The organism is Roseateles sp. GW835-FHT13E02 (assembly GCF_058794035.1).
Genome location: NZ_JBXAGJ010000011.1, coordinates 1 through 20,213, shown reverse-complemented (window position 1 = coordinate 20,213; position 20,213 = coordinate 1). Strand labels below are relative to the sequence as shown.

The 20,213-nt window shown below is 66.9% G+C and carries 11 protein-coding genes; 8 read left to right on the top strand and 3 right to left on the bottom strand.

The features are described 5' to 3' along the window. Positions 1–43 precede the first annotated feature (43 nt). From AC1Q6P_RS12260 to rbp, 5 genes are all read left to right on the top strand, one after another. The gene (locus AC1Q6P_RS12260; RefSeq protein ID WP_492664096.1) at positions 44–1,525 is read left to right on the top strand and encodes a glycoside hydrolase family 30 protein; all 1,482 of its coding nucleotides are present in this window, start codon (positions 44–46) and stop codon (positions 1,523–1,525) included. Positions 1,526–1,578: 53 nt separating this feature from the next. Then, positions 1,579–3,567: a sialate O-acetylesterase gene (locus AC1Q6P_RS12255; protein ID WP_492664095.1), complete on the top strand. Its 1,989-nt coding sequence runs from the start codon at positions 1,579–1,581 to the stop codon at positions 3,565–3,567. A 10-nt stretch (positions 3,568–3,577) separates the two neighbouring features. Next, the gene (locus AC1Q6P_RS12250) at positions 3,578–5,212 is read left to right on the top strand and encodes a beta-N-acetylhexosaminidase (RefSeq protein ID WP_492664094.1); all 1,635 of its coding nucleotides are present in this window, start codon (positions 3,578–3,580) and stop codon (positions 5,210–5,212) included. Between the two features lie 440 nt (positions 5,213–5,652). Then, a complete protein-coding gene (locus AC1Q6P_RS12245) occupies positions 5,653–5,862 on the top strand; it encodes a hypothetical protein (RefSeq protein WP_492664093.1) in 210 nt (69 codons plus the stop codon). A gap of 116 nt (positions 5,863–5,978) precedes the next feature. After that, complete coding sequence (gene rbp, locus AC1Q6P_RS12240; RefSeq protein WP_492664092.1) at positions 5,979–6,329, top strand: RNA-binding regulator; 351 nt, start codon at positions 5,979–5,981, stop codon at positions 6,327–6,329. A 121-nt stretch (positions 6,330–6,450) separates the two neighbouring features. Here the strand turns inward: rbp and AC1Q6P_RS12235 are convergent, their stop codons facing one another. Beyond that, positions 6,451–6,789: a rhodanese-like domain-containing protein gene (locus tag AC1Q6P_RS12235; RefSeq protein ID WP_492664091.1), complete on the bottom strand. Its 339-nt coding sequence runs from the start codon at positions 6,787–6,789 to the stop codon at positions 6,451–6,453. Positions 6,790–7,220: 431 nt separating this feature from the next. Between AC1Q6P_RS12235 and AC1Q6P_RS12230 the strand changes: the two genes are divergently transcribed. The 3 genes from AC1Q6P_RS12230 (at position 7,221) to AC1Q6P_RS12220 (ending at position 11,847) form a co-directional block, all read left to right on the top strand. Beyond that, the gene (locus AC1Q6P_RS12230; RefSeq protein ID WP_492664090.1) at positions 7,221–8,243 is read left to right on the top strand and encodes an efflux RND transporter periplasmic adaptor subunit; all 1,023 of its coding nucleotides are present in this window, start codon (positions 7,221–7,223) and stop codon (positions 8,241–8,243) included. A gap of 50 nt (positions 8,244–8,293) precedes the next feature. Continuing rightward, positions 8,294–11,560 (top strand): efflux RND transporter permease subunit, encoded by a 3,267-nt coding sequence (locus AC1Q6P_RS12225; protein WP_492664089.1) that lies wholly within the window; start codon positions 8,294–8,296, stop codon positions 11,558–11,560. Positions 11,561–11,637: 77 nt separating this feature from the next. Continuing rightward, entirely contained in the window at positions 11,638–11,847 is a 210-nt protein-coding gene (locus AC1Q6P_RS12220) for a YgaP family membrane protein (RefSeq protein WP_102766643.1), read from the top strand. Positions 11,848–11,873: 26 nt separating this feature from the next. Here AC1Q6P_RS12220 and AC1Q6P_RS12215 read toward each other — a convergent pair whose 3' ends face one another. Both AC1Q6P_RS12215 and AC1Q6P_RS12210 read right to left on the bottom strand, forming a co-directional pair. After that, entirely contained in the window at positions 11,874–13,349 is a 1,476-nt protein-coding gene (locus AC1Q6P_RS12215; RefSeq protein ID WP_492664088.1) for a caspase family protein, read from the bottom strand. 165 nt (positions 13,350–13,514) lie between these two features. Beyond that, the gene (locus tag AC1Q6P_RS12210) at positions 13,515–20,156 is read right to left on the bottom strand and encodes a beta strand repeat-containing protein (protein WP_492664087.1); all 6,642 of its coding nucleotides are present in this window, start codon (positions 20,154–20,156) and stop codon (positions 13,515–13,517) included. Positions 20,157–20,213: the final 57 nt, after the last annotated feature.

Genomic DNA, 20,213 nt, shown 5'->3' with positions numbered 1-20,213 from the left:
ATGCGGTGCTTGTTCCTTTTCGTTCTCTGACCCGACTCCCTCCATGAGCCTTCTGTTTCCTGCTTCATCCTCCTCCTCAAGCCGTCCTGGTTTTGCGTCTGCTGTGCTGACGCTGGCTGTCTGCATCAGTGCCGGCACCGGTGCCGGTGTGGCCCAGGCCGCACCGGATGCCGGCAGCGTGTCGTCCTGGCAGACGCGTGCCGACCGCAGCCGCCTGCTGGCCCGCGAGCCCGACAGCCGCTTCAAGCCCGGGCAAAAGGCGCTGCCCCTGCACATCGAGGTCGACCCCAGCCAGCGCTTTCAGACCATGGAAGGTTTCGGGGCCTCCCTCACCGATGCCTCGGTCTGGCTGATGCAGCAGCGCATGAGCGAGTCGCAGCGCAAGGCCTTGCTGGGGGAATTGTTCGGCCGCGGGCCGGGGGGTGTCGGCTTTGATCTGACCCGCCTGACCATCGGCGCCTCAGACTTTTCGCGCAGCCACTACAGCTATCTGGACCTGCCTCCCGGCCAGACCGATATGGCATTGAAGGCCTTCTCGATCGAAGCTGCGCGCGCCGAGCTGCTGCCCGTGGTCAAGTCGGCCCTGGCCATCAATCCCCGCCTGCAGGTGATGGCCTCCCCCTGGAGCGCGCCGGGCTGGATGAAGCAGACAGACAGCTTGATCAAGGGCCGCCTCAAGCCCGAGATGTATGGCGTGTTTTCTGAGTATCTGGTTCGTTATGTCGACGCTTTTGCGGCCGAAGGCGTGCCTATTTTTGCGCTGACGATTCAGAACGAGCCGCACTTCGAGCCGCCCGACTACCCCGGCATGCGCGTGGACCCGGCCGAGCGCGCCGCCGTGATCGGCCAGCATCTGGGCCCGCTGCTGGAGCGTCGCGGCCTGAAGACGCAGCTGATCGACTGGGACCACAACTGGGACGAACTGAAGTCGCCGCTGGCGGTGCTGGCCGATCCGGTGGCACGCCGCTATGTGGCCGGCGTGGGCTGGCATTGCTATGCCGGCGATGTGCAGGCCCAGACCGTGGTCCATGAGGCCCACCCCGACAAGGACACCTGGTTCACGGAATGCTCAGGCGGCGAATGGGCGCCCGAGTGGCACAAGACCTTGCCCTGGATGATGAGCAATCTGGTGATCGGCAGCACCCGCGGCTGGGCCAAGGGCGTGCTGATGTGGAACATGGCGCTGGACGAAAACCACGGGCCCCATCTGGGTGGCTGCAAGGACTGCCGCGGCGTGGTCACCATCGACTCCAAGACCGGTGAGGTGACCCGAAACATCGAGTACTACGCCCTCGCTCATGCCAGCAAATTTGTGCGCCGCGGTGCGCAGCGCATTGCCTCGCCCACCCAGCTGGGTGGCCTGGAAACGGTGGCCTTTCGCAATGCCGACGATGGCTCCATCGCCCTGATCGTCAGCAATGGCGAGGCGCAAAGCCGCCGCTTCACCGTCGGGCAGGGCGCGCGCCGCTTGGCCTACACCCTGCCCAAGCACAGCGTGGTCACCTTCACCTGGGCGGGCCAGTGAGGTGCAGCCGCGCGGGCGCGCGCCTTGCCCTGGTCCTGGCCGCGCTGAGCAGCATGGCTGCGCATGCCGAGCTGCGGCTGCACGGCGTCTTCGGCGATCACATGGTGCTGCAGCGCGCCGTGCCCATCCCGGTCTGGGGCCAGGCAGAGCCCGGCGAGCGCGTCGAGCTGCGCCTGCATGGGCAGCGCCAGACCGTGCAGGCCGATGCCCAAGGCCGCTGGCGCCTGCAGCTGCGCCCGGAGGCGGCCGGTGGCCCCTACCGGCTGGAGCTGCGTGGCGAGCGCAGCGATCAGGTGTTGGCGCTGCGTGATGTCCTGGTCGGCGATGTCTGGCTGACCTTGGGCCAGTCGAATATGGAATGGGCGCTGCGTGACTCTTTCGGTGGCCCGGCCGCAGCGGCTGCGGCCCAGGACCCCGGCCTGCGACACCTCAAGATGGCCCACCGCACCGCCACCCAGCCTCAGAGCGATCTGGCGCCCGCGCCCTGGCAAGCCGCCACCGGGCCCCAAGCGGCGGACTTCAGTGCCGTGGCCTACCACTTCGCCAAGCAATTGCGGCAGAAGCAGCCGGGCGTGCCCATCGGCCTGCTCAATGTCTCCTGGGGTGGCACCCAGATCGAGAGCTGGATGAGCCGCGAGGCCCTGGCCCGCCAGCCCGATATCGCCCCCTTGCTGGTCGGCATGCCGGACTCGCCGCAGGCCTTTGCGGCGCGCTACCAGGCGCGCATAGACGCTTTGCTCAGCGCCTGGCAGGGTAGGGGGACGAGCGAGCCCGGGCAGGCTTTGGCCCACTGGGCCCGCGCCGATTGGGATGACAGCCGCTGGCCGCAGCTGCAGGCGCCGGGCATGTGGGAAGGCCAAGGCCTGAGCGATCTGGATGGCACGGTCTGGTACCGCCGCAGCCTGCAGCTCAGCGATGCGCAAGCCGCGGCGCCTGATGCCGTGCTGAACCTGGGCCTGATTGACGATTGCGATGAAAGCTTCGTCAACGGCCAGGCCGTGGGCGGCCAGTGTGGCTGGGACCAGCCGCGCCGCTACGCCCTGGCGCCCGGCCTGCTGCGCGCCGGCCTGAATGTGATCGCGGTGCGCGTGCGCGACACCGGCGGTGGCGGCGGTCTGCATGGCCGGCCTGAGGGCCTGGCCTTGCAGCTGGGTGGGCAGACGCTGAGCCTGGCCGGGCCCTGGCGGGCCCAGGTCGAATCGCTGCTCGAGAAGCCCGAGCTGGGGCCCAATGATCTGCCCTCGCTGCTGTTCAACGGCATGCTCAGCCCGCTGCAGGGCCTACCGATTCGCGGCATGCTCTGGTACCAGGGCGAGAGCAATGTGCCGCGTGCGGCCCAGTACGAGCGCCTGCTGCCGGCCTTCATCAACGATCTGCGCGAGCGCTGGGGCCAGGGCGAGTTTCCTTTCTTGATCGTGCAGCTGGCGGCCGATCAGCCCTGGCAGAACAACAGCCTGCAGGGCAGTGCCTGGGCCGAGCTGCGCGAGGCGCAGGCGAGGGCGCTGCGCCTGCCCCGCACCGGCCTGGTGCTCAGCAGCGACCTGACCGATGATGGCAATCTGCACCCGCGCCACAAGCGCGAGCTGGGTGAGCGGCTGGCGGCGCTGGCCCTCGAAGACGCGAAATCCGCGAAGAACCTCAAGCCGAGCGCCAAGCCGAACGGCAAGCCGAAGGCCAAGCTGAACCAGCAGGTCCACGGCCGGGTCCACGGCCCGCTCTTGCAGCGCATGCGCATCCGCGGACCCGCCGTGGAGCTGAGCTTCACCCAAACTGCGGGCGGCCTGTACTGCCCGGACGCCGAGATTCGCGGCTTCACCGTAGCCGGCGCCGATGGCGTGTTTCATCCGGCCCATGCACAGCTGATCGGCAAGCATCGTGTGCACGTGAGCAGCCCCGCCGTGCCGCAACCGCAGGCCCTGCGCTACGGCTGGCTCGACAACCCGCAGCCGATCAATCTCTTCAACCGCGCCGGCCAGCCCGCCATGGCGTTCCGCAGCGACCGCTGGCCGCGCCTGACCGAGACCCAAAGCTATGGCTTCTGAATCGACTGAAATGCTTGCAAAGGCCGCCGGCAAGGCGCTGCTGCTCGGGGCCTTGTCCCTGGGTTGCGGCCTGCTCCTTGCGGCATCTGCAGCACCTGCGGCCCCGCCCATTCCCTTGGCTGAGGTGCTGCCGCAGCCGCAGCGGCTGCAAGCGCTGGAAGATCAAGCGCCGTTTGAGCTCGACCGGCGAGTGCAGGTCTGGGCCGATCCGGCCTTGCTGGTGCCGGCACAGGCCTTGGCGCGCGAGCTGGGCCTGCGCCCGGCCCGTTCCGGTGAAGCACCGGCGACCGGCGCCCCGGGCCGGCAGATCCGCCTGGTCCTGGCGAAGGATCTGCCGGCCGTGGCGGGGGCCTACCGCTTGCGCATGGCCGGCGAGGCCCTCGTCATCGAAGCGGCCGAGGCCAGCGGCGCCTTCTACGCCGGCCAGACCTTGCGCCAGCTGCTGCCGCCGGCTTGGCGCCCTCGGGGTGATGCCCGCGTCCGCCTGCCGGCCGCCGAGATCGAGGACGCGCCGCGCTTTGCCTGGCGCGGCCTGATGCTTGATGTGGCCCGGCACTTTCACGATGCTGCTCGCGTCAAGCGGGTCATCGACCAGATGGCGGCCTACAAGCTCAACCGCTTGCATCTGCATCTGAGCGACGACCAGGGTTGGCGTGTGCATCTGCGCAGCCTGCCGCGGCTCAGCCAGGTCGGCGGGCGCGGCAGTCATTCGCAGCCCAACACGGGGCCTGCGCGGTACTTCAGCGAGGCCGATGTGCGGGAGATCGTGCGTTATGCCGCCGCGCGCCATATCGAGGTGGTGCCCGAGATCGACATGCCGGGCCACAGCGGGGCCGCGGCGCGCGCCTACCCCGAGTTCTTTGACGGCCGCGTCACCTTCAACCCGGCCAAGCCCGAGACCTACCGCTTCATCGACACCCTGCTGGGCGATCTGGTGCGCCTGTTCCCGGGCCGCTACCTGCATTTCGGCGGCGACGAGGTCTGGGTGAACAACACCCGCTGGAAGGACATGCCCGAGGTCATGGCCCTGGCGCGCAAGCTCACACCGGCCGATCAAGCGCCGCAGCTCAAGGCGGTGGAGGCGGACTTTGCGCGCCGTGTCGTGCAGCTGATCCAGAAGCATGGCCGCATTCCCATCGGCTGGGACGAGGTGATCGCCGCCGGGCTTGATGATCCTGCGCTGCTCGTGCAGTGGTGGCGAATGGACAAGCCCGAGGCGGCACGTCAGGCGCTGCGGCAGGGGCAGTCGCTGATCTTGTCGCCGTCCGACCGCATGTACTTGGACTACGCCGCCGGCCTGGGTGAACCGGGCGCACCCTGGGAAGGCAACACCGGCGGCCCGGTCTCGGTCGAGAAGATCGTGGCCTGGGAGCCCATGCCGGACGGCTTGAGCGAGGCCGAGCGCCAGCGCGTGCTGGGCATCGAGGCGCCGCTGTGGACCGAGAACGTGCGCAGCGAAAGCTATCTGCAGTTCATGCTCTACCCGCGTCTGGCGGCGGTGGCCGAAGTGGCCTGGCGTCAGAGTGCCAATTCCAGCCCGGCCGCCTTTTTGAAGCGTCTGGCACCGCATATCCAGCGCTGGAAGGCCCAGGGCCTCAATGTGCGGGGCAGCTTGGAGGATGCGCACCGCTATCGTTTGCACTGAGACATGTGAGCGGCGCATTCGCTCTGCCGTCTTCTGATTTCGCTGCACTTGCTGCAACTTGCTCGCCGAGAACCCGGCGACGCCACAGCAACTCGCGAGGTGGGAGGGGAGCGAGGAGAGGGAGAGAAGGAGAGGGCGAAGGCGAAGGATTCTGCGACACCTCCGCAGCATTGAAGCGATCGCCTGCGATTCCTTTCTTAAATATCTAAAAATAATAAAAAAAGAGTTCTTTCTTTTTGAATGGTATAAAGCGTTGCGGGAAATTCGCCCGAACGCCTGTCTCGGGCACAGGCGAAGCCGTCGGGGTCGTGTAGAGCGACCTTGAAGCGCCTGCTGGAACCGTCCCGACACGGCATACCGGCGAGCGACACGATGGACATGCAGCCTGCTCAAGGCCTGCAGTTTTTTGATTGCACAAGATTACAAATCACGTCATACCCATGGGCCAGTTCGTCGTTTCGCCCACGACACACCCCACCGATTGCGGCCGTTTCCGGGCCTCGTTTTCGGTTCAAGGCTCTCCGTGCAACGGCAGCCCCGGCCGTGTGTTCCGATTGAGCAAGACCTTTGCCTCACGCGAAGGCGCCCGCCTCCTGGCGGTCACCCAAGGCTGGTTGCAAGCCAGCATGGCGCACCCGCCCGAGTGCTGAGATCCCTGGTGTCTCACGGGGCCTGTCCAGCCGCCGCAGTGGCAGTGCGCGCCCCAAACATCCAGACCGTCCTACATCGTGACCTTGCGTCACGACCCCATCAGAAAGGCTCCCTCATGAGCAGCAAAATCTACGTCGGCAACTTGCCGTATTCCGTGACCGACGCCAGCCTGAAGAGCAACTTTGCCGAGTTCGGCAGCGTGTCCTCGGCCCGGGTCATGATGGACCGAGACACCGGAACGTCCAAAGGCTTCGGCTTCGTGGAAATGGCATCGCCCGAGTTCGCGCAAGCGGCCATCTCGGCCTTGCACGGCATGACCGTCGACGGCCGCTCCATCGTGGTGACTCTTGCACGCCCTCGTGAGGACAGCGCCAAGGCAGGGGGCTATAGCGCAGCCGGTTACAACGCGTCCAAGCGCGCGGATGTGGGCTATGGAAACGGCGGCTTCGGCGGCGGGCGCTACTGATTTCAGCCGCGTCCAACAAGAAGCCGGTTCATTCGAGCCGGCTTTTTTCAAGCCAAGAGATGCCTTGGATGCTTCCATTTGTTTGCCCTTGTAATTTTACATAATACACATTGTAGATATTTTATGTGGGTGTGCGCACCGGGAGGCCATGGGCGATCCATGCAGAAAGTCCTCCGGCCAGATTGAGGACATGGGCATGGCCGCGGTGCAGTAGGAACTGCATCGCCTGCTGGCTCCGCCCTCCGGCGGCGCAAGCGACGATGAGCTTGCGGTCGCGTGGCAGTTCGGCGTGGCGTTGCTGCAGTTCACTCAGCGGCATGTGGATGCAGCGCACCACGTCATAGGCAGCACGAGCCAACTCGTGGCCCTCGCGGACATCGAGCAGCCAGGTGTCGGTCTCGTTTTGCAGCGTTTGGTGAGCGTCCAGTGGCTTGATGTGGAGATCCCGGGTGTTTGTCATGGCAGTGCGGTCCTTGGGTTGATGGGCGTGAATGTGAAGCTTTTGGGCTGTGCGTGTGCCGTTGTGCATCGGTTGCTTGTGGGGCCTCGTGGCGGTTTGGAAGGTGTTCCTGAGCAATTGCGCGCAGGGATTTACGGCGGTCCCGCGGCTTGGAGCCCGGCCCTTTGTTGGTGGTCTGCTTCTACGGGTGTGCTGCTGCCTTCGATGTTCAAGCGAGACACTGTTTGGGCAATTGACTATTTGCATGATTGCGCAAATAATATGAATACTTCTTAAATCTGTCCAGCCAGCCGAGGTCTCAGATGAATCACGCCGAACAGCATCCTGCCTCTGTACCGCAGCGCAGCCGCAGCTTGCCCGCGCTTCGCCTGCGGAACAAGGCTTGCCGGAAACTCGGGCCTCAGTTCGTGCTCTGGGCCCTGCTGACAGCCTTGCCTGTTTCACAGGCAGGTGCGTCCGGCGAAGTGCTCACCACGGGCGCCACCGCTGCCAGCCATGCTCCGACCCTGCGCAGCATGGTGGTGGCCGCGGCGACGGGTCAACAAGGCAGCTCGGTCGAGGGCCTGGTGGAAGCCGTGCGCCAGACGGCGGTTTCGGCCCAGGTGTCCGGTGCCATCGTGCAGTTGGAGGTCAAGGCGGGCGACCGGGTGCGTGCCGGACAGGTGCTGCTTCGCATCGATGCCCGAGCCAGCACGCAGGCCAGCCAGGCCAGCGAGGCGCAAGCCCAGGCCTCGCGAGCGGCCTTGCAGCTGGCCAGCCGTGAGTACGAGCGCCAGAAGCAGCTTCACCAGCAGCACTTCATCAGTCAGGCAGCGCTTGACCAGGCCGAAGCGCAGTTCAAGGCCACGCAAGCCCAGGTTCAGGCGCAGCTGGCTCAGCTGGCCTTGACCCGAACCCAGGGCGACTTCCATGTCGTGCGCAGCCCTTACGACGGCGTGATCTCTGATTTGCCGGTGGCCTTGGGCGATATGGCCATGCCTGGGCGCCCCTTGCTCACGGTCTATGAGCCCCGCGCCTTGCGCGTCAGGGCTCATCTGGCCCAGAGCCAGGCCTTGCAGATCCAGGGCAAGGCAGTGCTTCGCGTCGAGCTGCCCGGGCAGTCACAGCCGGTGCGTGCGCAGAGCTTTCAGCTCTTGCCGGCAGTGGATGCCAGCTCACACACGATGGAGCTGCGCCTGAATCTGCCCGCCCTGCCCGGCTTGGTGCCTGGCATGTTCGCGCGGGTGCAGCTGCCGGCCAATCTGAGCTCTGCCTCGCAGCTGCGTGTGCCTCAGAGTGCGGTGCAGCGGCGTGCCGAGATGACGGGCGTCTATGTGATCAACGCCGCGGGCAAGCCGCTGCTGCGGCAGCTGCGTCTGGGTGCGGCTCAGGCAGGGTATGTGGAAGTCCTGTCCGGACTCAATCCGGGCGAGCGCATTGCGCTGGATCCACAAGTCGCGGCGCGCCAGCGCTGAGCCGAGCCTCATGCATGCATGCACGCACAAACAGCAAGGAGCCACCTCGCATGAAACTTCAGGAGCCCAATGAACGCGCGCCCATGGGCGTTTCGGGCCGCATCGCGGCGTACTTTCAGTCGGCACAGATCACTCCGCTTTTGGCGCTGCTCGCCTTGTTGCTGGGCATCTTTGCCGTGCTGGTCACGCCACGCGAGGAAGAGCCGCAGATCAATGTCACCATGGCCAATGTGTTGCTGCCCTTTCCCGGCGCCAGCGCCCGGGACGTCGAACAGATGGTGGCCACACCGGCCGAGCAGGTGCTGTCGCAGATCGCCGGGGTCGAGCATGTGATGTCGGTCTCTCGCCCGGGCCTGGCGGTGCTGACGGTGCAGTTCAAGGTGGGTGTGCCGCGCACCGAGGCGCTGGTGCGCCTGCACGACACTGTGACCAGCCATGCCGACTGGTTGCCGCAGAACCTCGGGGTGCAGACACCGCTGGTCAAGCCCAAGGGCATTGACGATGTGCCCATCGTCACCCTGACCTTGTTCGCCAGACAGGGCGAGAGTGCCGCCTTCGATCTGGAGCGCGTGGCCCACAGCATGGAGATCGAGCTCAAGCGCGTGCCCGGCGTGCGCGAGGTGCGCAGCATCGGCGGCCCTGGCCGTGCGCTGCACGTGCAGATCGACCCGGCGCGGCTGAACGCGAGCGGCCTGACCGTGGCCGACCTGCGCCAAGCCCTGCAGGGCGCGCATCTGGCCCTGCCGCTGGGCGATCTCTTGCAGAACAACCGTGCCATCGCCTTGGAGGCGGGCGCTTTTTTGAGCAACGCAGCTGAGGTGGCCGAGCTGATCGTCGGTGTGCACGGTGGCAAACCGGTGTTCCTGCGCGATGTGGCGCGCATCGAGGACGGCCCCGTGCGGCCGAGTCGTTATGTCTGGCACGGCGAAAAGGCCCAGGGCAGCGCGCCCGATGCCAGCCCTGGCCGCGAATTCCCTGCGGTGACCATCGCCATCACCAAGAAAGCCGGCGAGAACGCCATCGACGTGGCCGAAGCGGTGATGCAGCGTGTGGAAGGCCTGCGCAACACCGTCATTCCGGCCGAGGTGTCGGTCAGCGAGACGCGCAACTACGGCGCTACGGCCAACGACAAGGCCAGCAAGCTGATTCAGAAGCTGCTGTTCGCCACCGCCTCGGTGGTGGCACTGGTGTTCATCGCCCTGGGCCGACGCGAGGCCGCCATTGTCGGCACGGCCGTCATCCTCACACTGACCGTCACGCTGTTCGCCTCCTGGGCTTGGGGCTTCACACTCAACCGCGTTTCGCTGTTCGCGCTGATCTTCTCCATCGGCATCCTGGTGGACGATGCCATCGTGGTGGTGGAAAACATCCACCGCCACCAGCAGCTGTTCCCGGGCCGCAGCCTCAAGGACATCATCCCGGGCGCTGTCGATGAAGTCGGCGGCCCCACCATCCTGGCCACTTTGACGGTGATTGCCGCTTTGCTGCCCATGGCTTTCGTGTCCGGTCTCATGGGCCCGTACATGAGCCCCATCCCCATCAACGCCAGCATGGGCATGCTCTTGTCGCTGGCCATCGCTTTTGTCGTCACGCCATGGTTGGCGCGCCTCTGGATGAAGGCCCTCCCGGCCGACACTGTGGTGGATCCGCAGGCCTTGCACGGGCTCGCGGCCAAGCTCGCGCCGGTGTTCGAGCGCGTCTTCAAACCCTTGCTGGACGCCCAGACAGGCTCACGCCATCGCCGCTGGCTGGGCCTGGGCATCGCCGGAATGATCGCGTTGTCACTGGCATTGCCGGTGGCCGGCTTGGTGCTGTTGAAGATGCTGCCCTTCGACAACAAGTCCGAGTTCCAGATCGTGGTGGACATGCCGGCCGGCACGCCGCTGGAACAAACGGCGGCCGTGCTGCAGGAGCTCGGCGCCCACCTGGCCACCGTGCCCGAGGTGAGCGACTACCAGGCCTATGCCGGCACCGCCGCGCCCATCAACTTCAACGGCCTGGTGCGTCAGTACGATTTGCGCGCCGGCAGCGAGCAAGGCGACATCCAGGTCAATCTGGTCGACAAGCATGAACGCAAGGCCCAAAGCCACGCCATCGCCACCCGTGAGCGCCCTGCCCTGCAAGCCATCGGTCGCCGCTTCGGCGCCAATGTCAAGGTCGTGGAGGTGCCGCCCGGCCCACCGGTGCTTTCGCCCATCGTGGCTGAAATCTATGGCCCGGAGGCAGAGGGGCGTCGCCAGGTCGCCCAGGCGGTGCGTGCCGTGTTCGAGAAACAGCGCGGTGTGGTCGACGTGGACGACAGCAGCATCGCCTTCGCCCCGCGCAAGCTGCTGCTGGTCGACCGCCGCAAGGCCGCCCTGCTCGGCATTCCCCAGCAGGCCATCGTTTCGACCCTGCATGCTGCCCAGGCCGGTGAGGCCGTGAGCTGGCTGCACGATCAGCAAAGCAAGTACCCGGCCGCGGCCCTGCTGCAACTGCCGGCGGAATCACAAGGCGATTTGAACGCCCTGCTCTCGCTCTCGGTGCGCTCAAGCACCGGCGCCTTGGTGCCTATCCGTGAGCTGGTGACGGTCAGCGACACGCTGCGCGAGCAGCCGATTTATCACAAGGATCTGCTGCCGCTGAACATGGTGGTGGCCGATATGGCCGGGGCCATCGACAGCCCGCTCTACGGCATGTTCAGCATGCGTTCCGAGATCGCCAAGATCCAGGCGCCCGATGGTGCGGGCCTGGCGGAGTACTTCGTCAGCCAGCCTCAGGATGCGTATCGTGGCTACGCCATCAAATGGGACGGCGAGTGGCAGATCACCTACGAGACCTTCCGCGATATGGGCGCGGCCTACGCCGTGGGCCTGGTGCTGATCTATCTGCTGGTGGTGGCGCAGTTCGGTTCCTACCTGACGCCGCTGATCATCATGGCGCCGATCCCGCTCACCCTCATCGGTGTGATGCCGGGCCACGCCTTGTTGGCCGCACAGTACACCGCCACCAGCATGATCGGCATGATCGCGCTGGCCGGCATCATCGTTCGCAACTCCATCCTGCTCGTAGATTTCATCAATCTGCAGCTGAGCGAAGGCTTGCCGTTCGAGCGCGCCATCGTCAGCGCCGCCATCACCCGCGCCCAGCCCATCATGCTGACGGGCCTCGCGGCCATGATGGGTGCCTTCTTCATCCTCGATGACCCCATCTTCAACGGCCTGGCCATCTCGCTGATCTTCGGCATCTTCGTCTCCACCCTGCTGACCTTGGTGGTGATCCCGACGCTCTACTACATGGCCTACCGCCATCGTCAGCACCTGTTGCAGGCCCACTGAACCTGCGTGCGCTGCTTCAGCCTCTGCCCATCTTTTTTGCCCGTTTCTTCCTCACCACTTCACCGGAGTTCACACCCATGAGCACATGGCAAATCGTCCGCATCGTCGCCGGCAGTTTCATCTTGCTGTCCCTCGCCCTGGGCCTGCCTGGCAGCCCCGTATTCGTCTCCAGCTGGTGGCTGGCCTTCACCGCATTCGTGGGCGCCAATCTGTTGCAAAGTGGTTTCACCCGCTGGTGCCTGATGGAATCCATCCTGGCCAAGCTGGGGGTGAAGCGAGGTGATTGAGCTGTTCAGAACTTCCCCTCAATGGATCACTTCAAGCCGGACTTGAGCGATGGCGGCGGCGTGAAACCGAGTTCGCGCGCACGCGACTCATAACGCGCAGCCAGGTCGGGCTGATCGAGCTTTCGGTACAGCAGGGCGAGGTCGTAGCTGGCAATGCCATTGCCCAGCCAGGCGGCGTATTGCAGCCAGCCTTCATAGCGGCCCAGCTCCTGCCCCGTGCTGCCGTCCTTGTAGATCACGCCGATGCGCTTGGCCGCGTCCTTGTCGCCGCGAGCGGCGCGGGCAATGTCCTGTTGCAGGGTGGGATTCTGGGCCGCTGTGTTGTGGAACGAGCTCTTGTAGAGCTTGACGTCGTTGCGCTGAAGAATCTTGGCGGAGTCTTGTGCGCCTTCCAAGGCCACCTCCACCGACTGGCGGCGCCGTCCCTGGGGGAACTGCTCGATGTACTTGCTGCACAGGCGCACGATGTCGGCGGGCCAGAGGCCGGCCTGGATCTCCCGCCACAGCGATTCCTCTTCTGCCTGGGTCGCAGCCTGTGCCTGGGCGATCTGGGCTGCGCTGCGGCGATGCAAAGGCACATTGACCCGGGTGTTGTCGGCAATGAAGGGGTCTTGCGCCACCATGCGGATCTCCTTGATTGGATGGTTCAGCATGGTGTCCCGTACATCTCGCCGCACCATCTTGAAGAGGTCGACAAAGCTGGTGTCCTCGCTGCTGGCGTTGAGCACCTTGACCAGCGAGGCGGTGTAGAAGGTGTTCTCGGTGGGCAAAGCCGAGGAGATGGCCGGTTTGCCCGCCGCGGTGGAGAAGGCAATCAGGCAGCCGACCGGGGCCTCGACCTGGTTCAGGCCGTCGCGGTCACGCAGCGCGCTGCGCAGCGACACGCGGCAGGAGTCGATCACGGCATAGGTCGCGCCCGTGGTGCGTGGCGCCAGCGGCCCCACCACATCGAGATTGAGCTCCAGGCTGCCGTTCTGCACATCACCGAGCACACTGGGGTTGACCCCGGCCGAAATCAGCAGATTGCGAGCCTGGTCTTGCACACCGTGGCCGGCGAAATAGAAAAAGATGGTCGCATTCGGCGGCGATGCGGCCACGGTGCGCGAGAACGCGTCGATGGCGGCGCGTGAGCGCGGCAGGTCCAGGTTCAGGGCGTCGGTGACCGCGAAACCCTTGGCTTCCAGCGAGGCCTTGAGGTCACGGATGTTCTTTGGGATCGGCGGCAGGTCCTGCTGCGCGGGGTACTCGTTATTGCCCAGAAGCAAGGCCAGGCGTACCTCATCCACAGGGCCGGTCGGCGCACCGGGCGTGGCGGCAAGCGCTGTCGAGGGAGGGGCGGCAGGCACGGGGGCCGGCGCTGGTGTCGGTGCTGGGGCGCGACCGTAGCTGCTGCCGTACTGTGCCGTCGCGGCCCCGCTGCCGATCAACAAGGGTGCCAGACCCATGGCTCCGCCGGCCTTGAGGGCAAAGCGACGGGGACGGTTGGTGGGTGTGTTGCTCATGTGTTTCTCCGGGAGATGGAATGCGGATTGCCTTGGCAAGCCGCAGTTCGTGACATCGCTGGCTGCGACCCGCCTGCCTTGGGCTGGCCGCCGTGATTTTCTACAACTGGCGCGCGCTGGGCAGCCTGGCTGAGGGGCTTATTGCAGCCGAATTGAGGCGAGGACTCAACTGCCGGCGGCACAGCTCAAAGGGCTCTGGCCACTGCTGCCATCCCCGCCAGCCACATTGCAGCCGGCCGGCGAGGCTGCACCCGAGCTGCCCTTGGTGGCCGGGCTGCCCGGACCCACCTCGGTGATCACGCCGCCACGCAGGCGCGAGGCCACGTTTTCGGTGCGCACGGCTTCCTCGAAGCGGTCGCGCCGCGCGGATTCCGACACGGATGCAATCGAGGACAGCGCACCTTCCACCTGCGGCGAGCTCGGCGCATAGCCGTTGTAGTAGATCGGGATCTCGGTTTGCACGCCGGCGCCGTCGTAGAAGAAGAGGTAACCCGCCACACCGGTTTCCCGACCCGAGAGATAGATGGCTGCGCGGTTGGCGATCAGGCTCTGGGTGCGTGTGGGGTCCAAGCGGGTGTTGGGCCGCAGGCTGACATAGCCTGCCTCGGCGCCGCCTTGCGCCGCCAGGCCGTCGGTGCCCACCTGCACTTTCAAGCTGCCCGAGGGCTGTACACCGAAGGGGTTGGGGTTGCTGGGTGTGGCCGCCTGGCTGCCGAAGTTGAAGACCAGGGCCGGCATCTGGGTCAGGGTGCCCAGGGTGTTGTTGAAGCTCATGCGCGCCGTGATCTGGGCCTGATCCACGGTGCTCATGCGGTCGGCCGTGAAATGCAGCAGATCGGCCGCCACCCCTTCGTTCTTCAGCTGGATGGTCTGGCCTGCCAGCTGCAGCAGGGAGCGGGGGCCGCGGTCTTCCGTGCTGCCTGCCGCATTGGTCTTGCCCAGGCTGGCGCTGAAGCCGCCGCTGAAATCATTGTCGGTCTGCAGCAGGCTGGCCGAAGCGCCCTGCTCCGCCTGCAGATGAAGCTGCGCGCCCTCAGCCACGCGGATGGCGCCCGAGTTCTGCACAAACACATCGGCCAGGATCTTGACGGGGCGGCCGGCCGCATCGACGAGGATGACCTCCTTGGCCAGGCCCAGCTCGGCCTGGTAACGGCCCAGGCGCTCGGCATCGACCTTGGCGCCTTGCAGGGCCTTGAGGCTGAGCTGGCCTTTGTCCAGGGTGATGGTGCCGGACAAAGTGAAGACCGGCAGGCTGAGCTGCCCGTCCACCAGCTGCGGGCTGGCCACGCTGACGGTGCCGCCCTGCAGGCTGACCAGGGCGGCCGCTTGCGGCTCCAGCGTCAACTGCCCCGCCGGGTTGCTCAGCTGCACGCGGCCGGAGCGCTGGATGCCGCTGCCCTTGACGCTGGAGACCTCGAAGCCGTCCTGGTCGACGTAGTCGATCGCGCCATCGTTGGCGCCACCTTGCACGGCGGCGAAGCGCTGCACCTGGTTGCTGGCGTCCTTGAGGCTGTAGGCGGCAGCACCTTGCAGCTCCAGCCCTTCCGCCAGAATGCCGGCGCCCGGGGCCTGCTGCACCAGGCCGCTGCCCGTGTTCAGGACCACGGCCGCACCGGCCGCGGGCGCTGCGAGGCCGCGTGTGCCTGCGAACAAATCGCCATCCCCGGCAAGCTCGGCCACGGTGTAGCCCTGGCTGTTGCGCAGCAGCAGGTCGCCACGCTCGCTGCGGGCCGCCACGAGGCCCGACCAGGCGTTGTCCTGCCCCAGCGCAATGCCCTCGGCCGCGCGCAGGCCCAAGTTGCCCGCCTCGATGCGGCCGCCGTTTTGCAGAATGCGCCCTTGCGCGCTGTCCAGGCGCAGGGTGGCGCCGCCCAGCTGGATGGGCTGGCTGAGCCGCAGATCGCCGCTGGCGCTGCGCACGCTGACATCGCCCTGGCGCTGCACGCCGCTGGACAGCACCGTGCCCAGCTCCAGCGCCGCGCTGTTGTGAAAGCGCAGGGCGCCGTCGCTGCCCGCAGCCCCGCCGCCCCCGAGGGCTGCCAGGCGTTCGACCCGGTTGCCCGCCTGATCCAGCTGCACCGCGCCTGCACCGCGCAGCTCCAGGCCGTTGGCCTGCACCGTGGCGCCGCTGGCCTGGCTCACCGTGCCTGCAGCCTGCAAGACCAACAGGCTGCCTTGGGCTTGCACCGCCTGGTTCAGACGCAGGGCACCGCTGTCGCTGCGCAGGCTGACATCGCCTTGGCGCTGAATGCCCTGCAGACCCTGCGCCGTGTCGACCTGCAGCGCCCCCGCCGTGCGCAGGCTGATACTGCCGTCGCGCGCAGCGCTCAGGCCCGCCGCGGCCGGCGCGCCGCTCATGGCCACGGCATCGATGCGATTGCCGGCGGATTGCAGCTGGAAGCTGCCGGCGCCCAGCAAGGCCAGGCGCGCAGCCTGGATGGTGGCGGCCTCGTTCTGGCTGACCGCACCGCTGGATTCGAGCCTCAGCGTGTTCGATCCGGTCGCGATGCCCGCCTCCAGCGACAGGCCGGCGCTGCCGGTCTGCAGGCTGACGTCGCCCTGGCGCTGAATGCCTGCGACGGTCTCGCCCCCCACGCCCTGCAGCGTTGCCACGCGAAGCGCGCTGGCGCTGCGCACGGCGATGGCGCCATCGGCGACGCCCGCGCTGCGCACCGCCAGGCTGCCGATCTGGTTGTCGGCATGGGTCAGCTGCACCGCACCGGGGCCGGTCAGCAACAAGCCCTGGCTGCGCAGCGCGGCGTTTTGCGTCACCGGGCCTTGCGCCTGGATGCTCAAGACGCCGTCCACCTGGCTGGCGGCCAGCTGGACGCCACCACCGCTTTCCACGCTCAAGCCTTTGCGTGCCTGGGCTGACAGCGTCAGCTGGCCCTGGCCGAGCTGGATGGAGGCCTGCTCCTCGGTCTGCAGGGTCAAGACCAGGTCCTGGCTGCTGCTCAGGCTGGCCCCGCCCGAGACCGAGAGGCTCAGCGCACCGCCAAAGCGATTGCCGGCCTGATCCAGCCGGGCGCCGCCGGCGGTGGCGCGAAGCTGCGCGTCGCGGCCCACGATCAAAGCGCCGCTCTGGCTGAAGGCCGAGGCCTCGCTGTCCAGGCTGTCCGCCACCTGCAAGCCCGCGAATGCCGTGGTGGCCGTGCTGCGGCTGCGCAAAGCCCCTGCGCTCTGCCCTGCCACACTCAAGCTGCCATGGCTGTTGATGCGGGCGCCCTGCCCGCTCACCAGGTTCAGGTCGAGATTGCCGGCGCTGTTCAGATCCAGGCTGCCGCCGGACTGGAGCTGCAGCGAGCCCTGGAAGCGGTTGCCCGCATGGCCCAGAAGCAAGGCGGCGCGCCTCGACTCGATGCGACTGGAGGCGCCAAGGTTCAGTGCCGCGCTCTGGCTCACGCCCTGCTCGGCCCGGGCTTGCAGGCCTGCGGCGGTTTGCAGCGCCCCCAGGTTCAGGCTGCCGGCGCTCTCCAGCTGCAGCGCACCGCCTGTTTGACCTGTCACCGTCAGTTGATTGCCCAGGCTTTCGACCCGGCTGTCGCCCGGGCCGCTGTTGATCACCACGTCCAGCGCGCTGGCGGCACGCAGGCGGGCGGCGCCTCCGGCTTGCAGCTGCACCGTGGCGCCGAACTGGTTGTCGGCCTGCTCCAAGTTCAGGCTGCCCGTGCCGCTGCTGATGCGGCTGGCGCCCGCCACATGCAGGGCCGCACTCTGGCTGAGGCTGGTGCCGGCCGTGATTTGTGCCCCACCATCGACCTGCAAGCCGGCGATCGTTGTGGCAGCCGCACTGTGGCTGATCAGATCGCCGCCCACATGGCCGCGCAGCTGGACGGCATCATTCAGGCTATCGAGATCGGCGCCCGCGCTGGTTTGCAGCGCGGCCCGCAACGGCCCCTGGGCCCGCAGGTGCAGGCTTGCTGCTTGAATGTCAATCTCGCCACCGAAGCGGTTGCTGGGCCCACCCTGCGTGCCACGGAGATCCACCGTTTGGCCTGCCGCCAGGATCTGGCTGCCACCGCCCACCTGCAAGGCGCTGCCGGCCAACTGGCGCAGGCCTTGCTGGCTGCTCAAGAGGAGCTGTTGATCAACTTGCGTCGTGCCCAAGGTGATGGCGCCAGCGCTGGCGGCATCCAGGGACTGTGACTGCCCGGACAGCTGCAGGTCACCGGCCGCTCGCAGCACGGCGGCTCCGCCGCTGGCCAGGCTCAGGTTCAGTGCTGTGGCGCTGTTCAGGTTCACCGCCGCGGCGTCCACGCGCACGGCGCCTCGCCATTCATTGGCTTGGCTGAGCTGCAGGGCCCCGCTTCCCGCATTCAGCGAGGCATCGCCGAGCACCCGCAACACACCGCTTTGCGTGATGGCGCCGCCCTCGCTGCGCGCGTCCAAGCTGGCCAGTTCACCGGCGCCCAGCAGCAGCGCGCCCTGGCTGCGCAGGGTCAGCGCACCGGTCTGCAGCGCGCCCAGGCTCAGGGCATTCTGATCGCGCAGCTGCACCCGCCCGCCGGTCAGCGACAGCGTCGATTGGAAGTCATTGCCCGCTTGATCCAGGGTGATGTCCGCAGCACCGGCGTTCAGCTGGCTGCTCCCGGCGATCTGCAAGGCGCCGCTCTGCGTGATGGCACCGCCATGGCTGTTGGCCACAAGGCTGCCGGCCTGGCCGCTGCCCAGGTTGAGCGGCCCCTGGCTGTTCACGACGAGCGCGCCCACGCTCAAGCTGCCCAGGCTCAAAGCCTGCTGATTGTTCAGCTCGGTGCTGCCGCCGCTCAGCGACACGCGGCCGGCCAAGGCATTGGCCTGTGTCAGGACGATGGTGCCGCTGCCGGCATCCAGGCTGCTGTCGCCGGCGACGGTCAAGACCCCGGCCTGCGTGATGGCGCCACCTTGGCTGGTGGCCGTCAGCTGGCTGGCTGTTGTGGTTCCCAGGTTCAGTGCACCCTGGCTGTTGAGCGTCAGATTGCCGACCTGGGCCGTTGCGAGTGCGAGGTTGTTGATGTCGCGAACCTGGCTGTCGCCGCCGGCCAGGTGCACCAGGCCCTGGAAATCATTGGCCTGGCTCAAGTTGATGGCGTTGCTGCCCGCGTTCAAGTGGCTGGTGCCCGCGATGCTGAGTGCGCCGCTCTGGCTGATGGTGCCGCTGGTGGCGGTGGCTGTGAAATCGCCACTGACCGTGCTGGCAGCGATCTTCAGAGCGTCGGCGCTGATGCTGGCGCCAGCGCCGCTGTGGATGGCCACCGTCTTGCCGTTGAGCACATTGGCGCCGGTCAAAATGATCGCCTGGCCTGCCGAGCTGGTGAAGCTGTTGCCGTCGGCGCCGAGGTTCAATGCACCGGTTTGGGTGATCGCGCCCGTGTTGGCCGTGGCGACCAGCTTACCGCCGATGGTGCTGCTGGCGAACTTCAGCGCATCGGCGGTGATGCTGGCATCGCTGCCACTGATGAGCGCGACGGTCTTGCCATTGAAAAGATTGGCGCTGGCCAGCGTGACGCCCTGAGCAGATTGGAAAACGCTACCGTCGGCTCCGAGGTTCAGGGCACCGGTCTGGCTGATGTCGCCGCTGCTGCTGGTGGCGAGCAGCTTGCCGTTCAACGTGCTGGCGGCGAACTTGAGTGCATCGGCGGTGATGCTGGCATCGGCGCCGCTGTTGAGCGCCACTGTCTTGCCGTTGAAGACATTGGCGCTGTTCAGTGTGATGGCCTGGCCGGCGGCGGTCGAGAAGCTGCTGCCATCGGCGCCGAGGTTCAGCGCGCCGGTCTGGGTGATGCTGCCGGTGCTGGCCGTGGCGATGAGCTTGCCACCGATGCTGCTGGCGGCGAACTTGAGCGCATCGGCGGTGATGCTGGCGTCGGCGCCGCTGGTGAGCGCCACGGTCTTGCCGTTCAGGACATTGGCGCTGCCCAGCGTGATGGCCTGGGCCGAGCTGAAGCTGTTGCCGTCGGCGCCCAGGTTCAGCGCGCCGGTCTGGGTGATGCTGCCGGAGTTGCTGGTGGCGACGAGCTTGCCGCCGATCGTGCTGGTCGCGAACTTGAGCGTGTCGGCCATGATGGCCGCATCGCCGCCGCTGTTGAGCGCGACGGTCTTGTTGTTGAGCACATTGGCGCTGCCCAGCGTGATGGCCTGGCCGGCGGCGGTCGAGAAGCTGTTGCCATCGGCGCCGAGGTTCAAGGCCCCGGTTTGGCTGATGCTGCCGGTGCTGGCCGCGGCCACGAGCTTGCCACTGATGTTGCTGGCGGCGAACTTGAGCGTGTCGGCGGTGATGCTGGCGTCGGCGCTGCTGTTGAGTGCGACCGTCTTGCCGGCGAAGGCGTTGGCGGCGTTCAGCGTGATGGCCTGGCTGGTTCCGGACGTGGTGAAGCTGTTGCCGTCGGCGCCGAGGGTCAGTGTGCCGGTCTGGGTGATGCTGCCGCTGGTGGCGGTGGCGAGCAGCTTGCCTGCGATGCTGCTGGTGGCGAACTTGAGCGTGTCGGCCGTGATGCTGGTGTCGGCGCTGCTGTTGAACGCGACCGTGTTGCTGCCGAAGAGGTTGGCGGCGTTGAGCGTGATGGACTGGCTCGCGCCGGAGGTGCTGAAGCTGTTGCCATTGGCGCCCAGGCTCAGCGCGCCGGTCTGCGTGATGCTGCCACTCGTAGCCGTGGCGATGAGCTTGCCCGCGATGGTGCTGCTGGCCAACTTGAGTGCATCGGCGGTGATGCTGGCGTCCGCCCCGCTGTGGATCGCAATCGTCTTGCCGTTGAAGACATTGGCCGACGAGAGGGTGACGGCCTGGCCGGCCGAGCTGGTGGTGAAGCTGCTGCCGTCGGCGCCCACGTTGAAGGCGCCGGTCTGGCTGATGGCGCCCGTGTCGGAGCTGAGGACCAGTTTGCC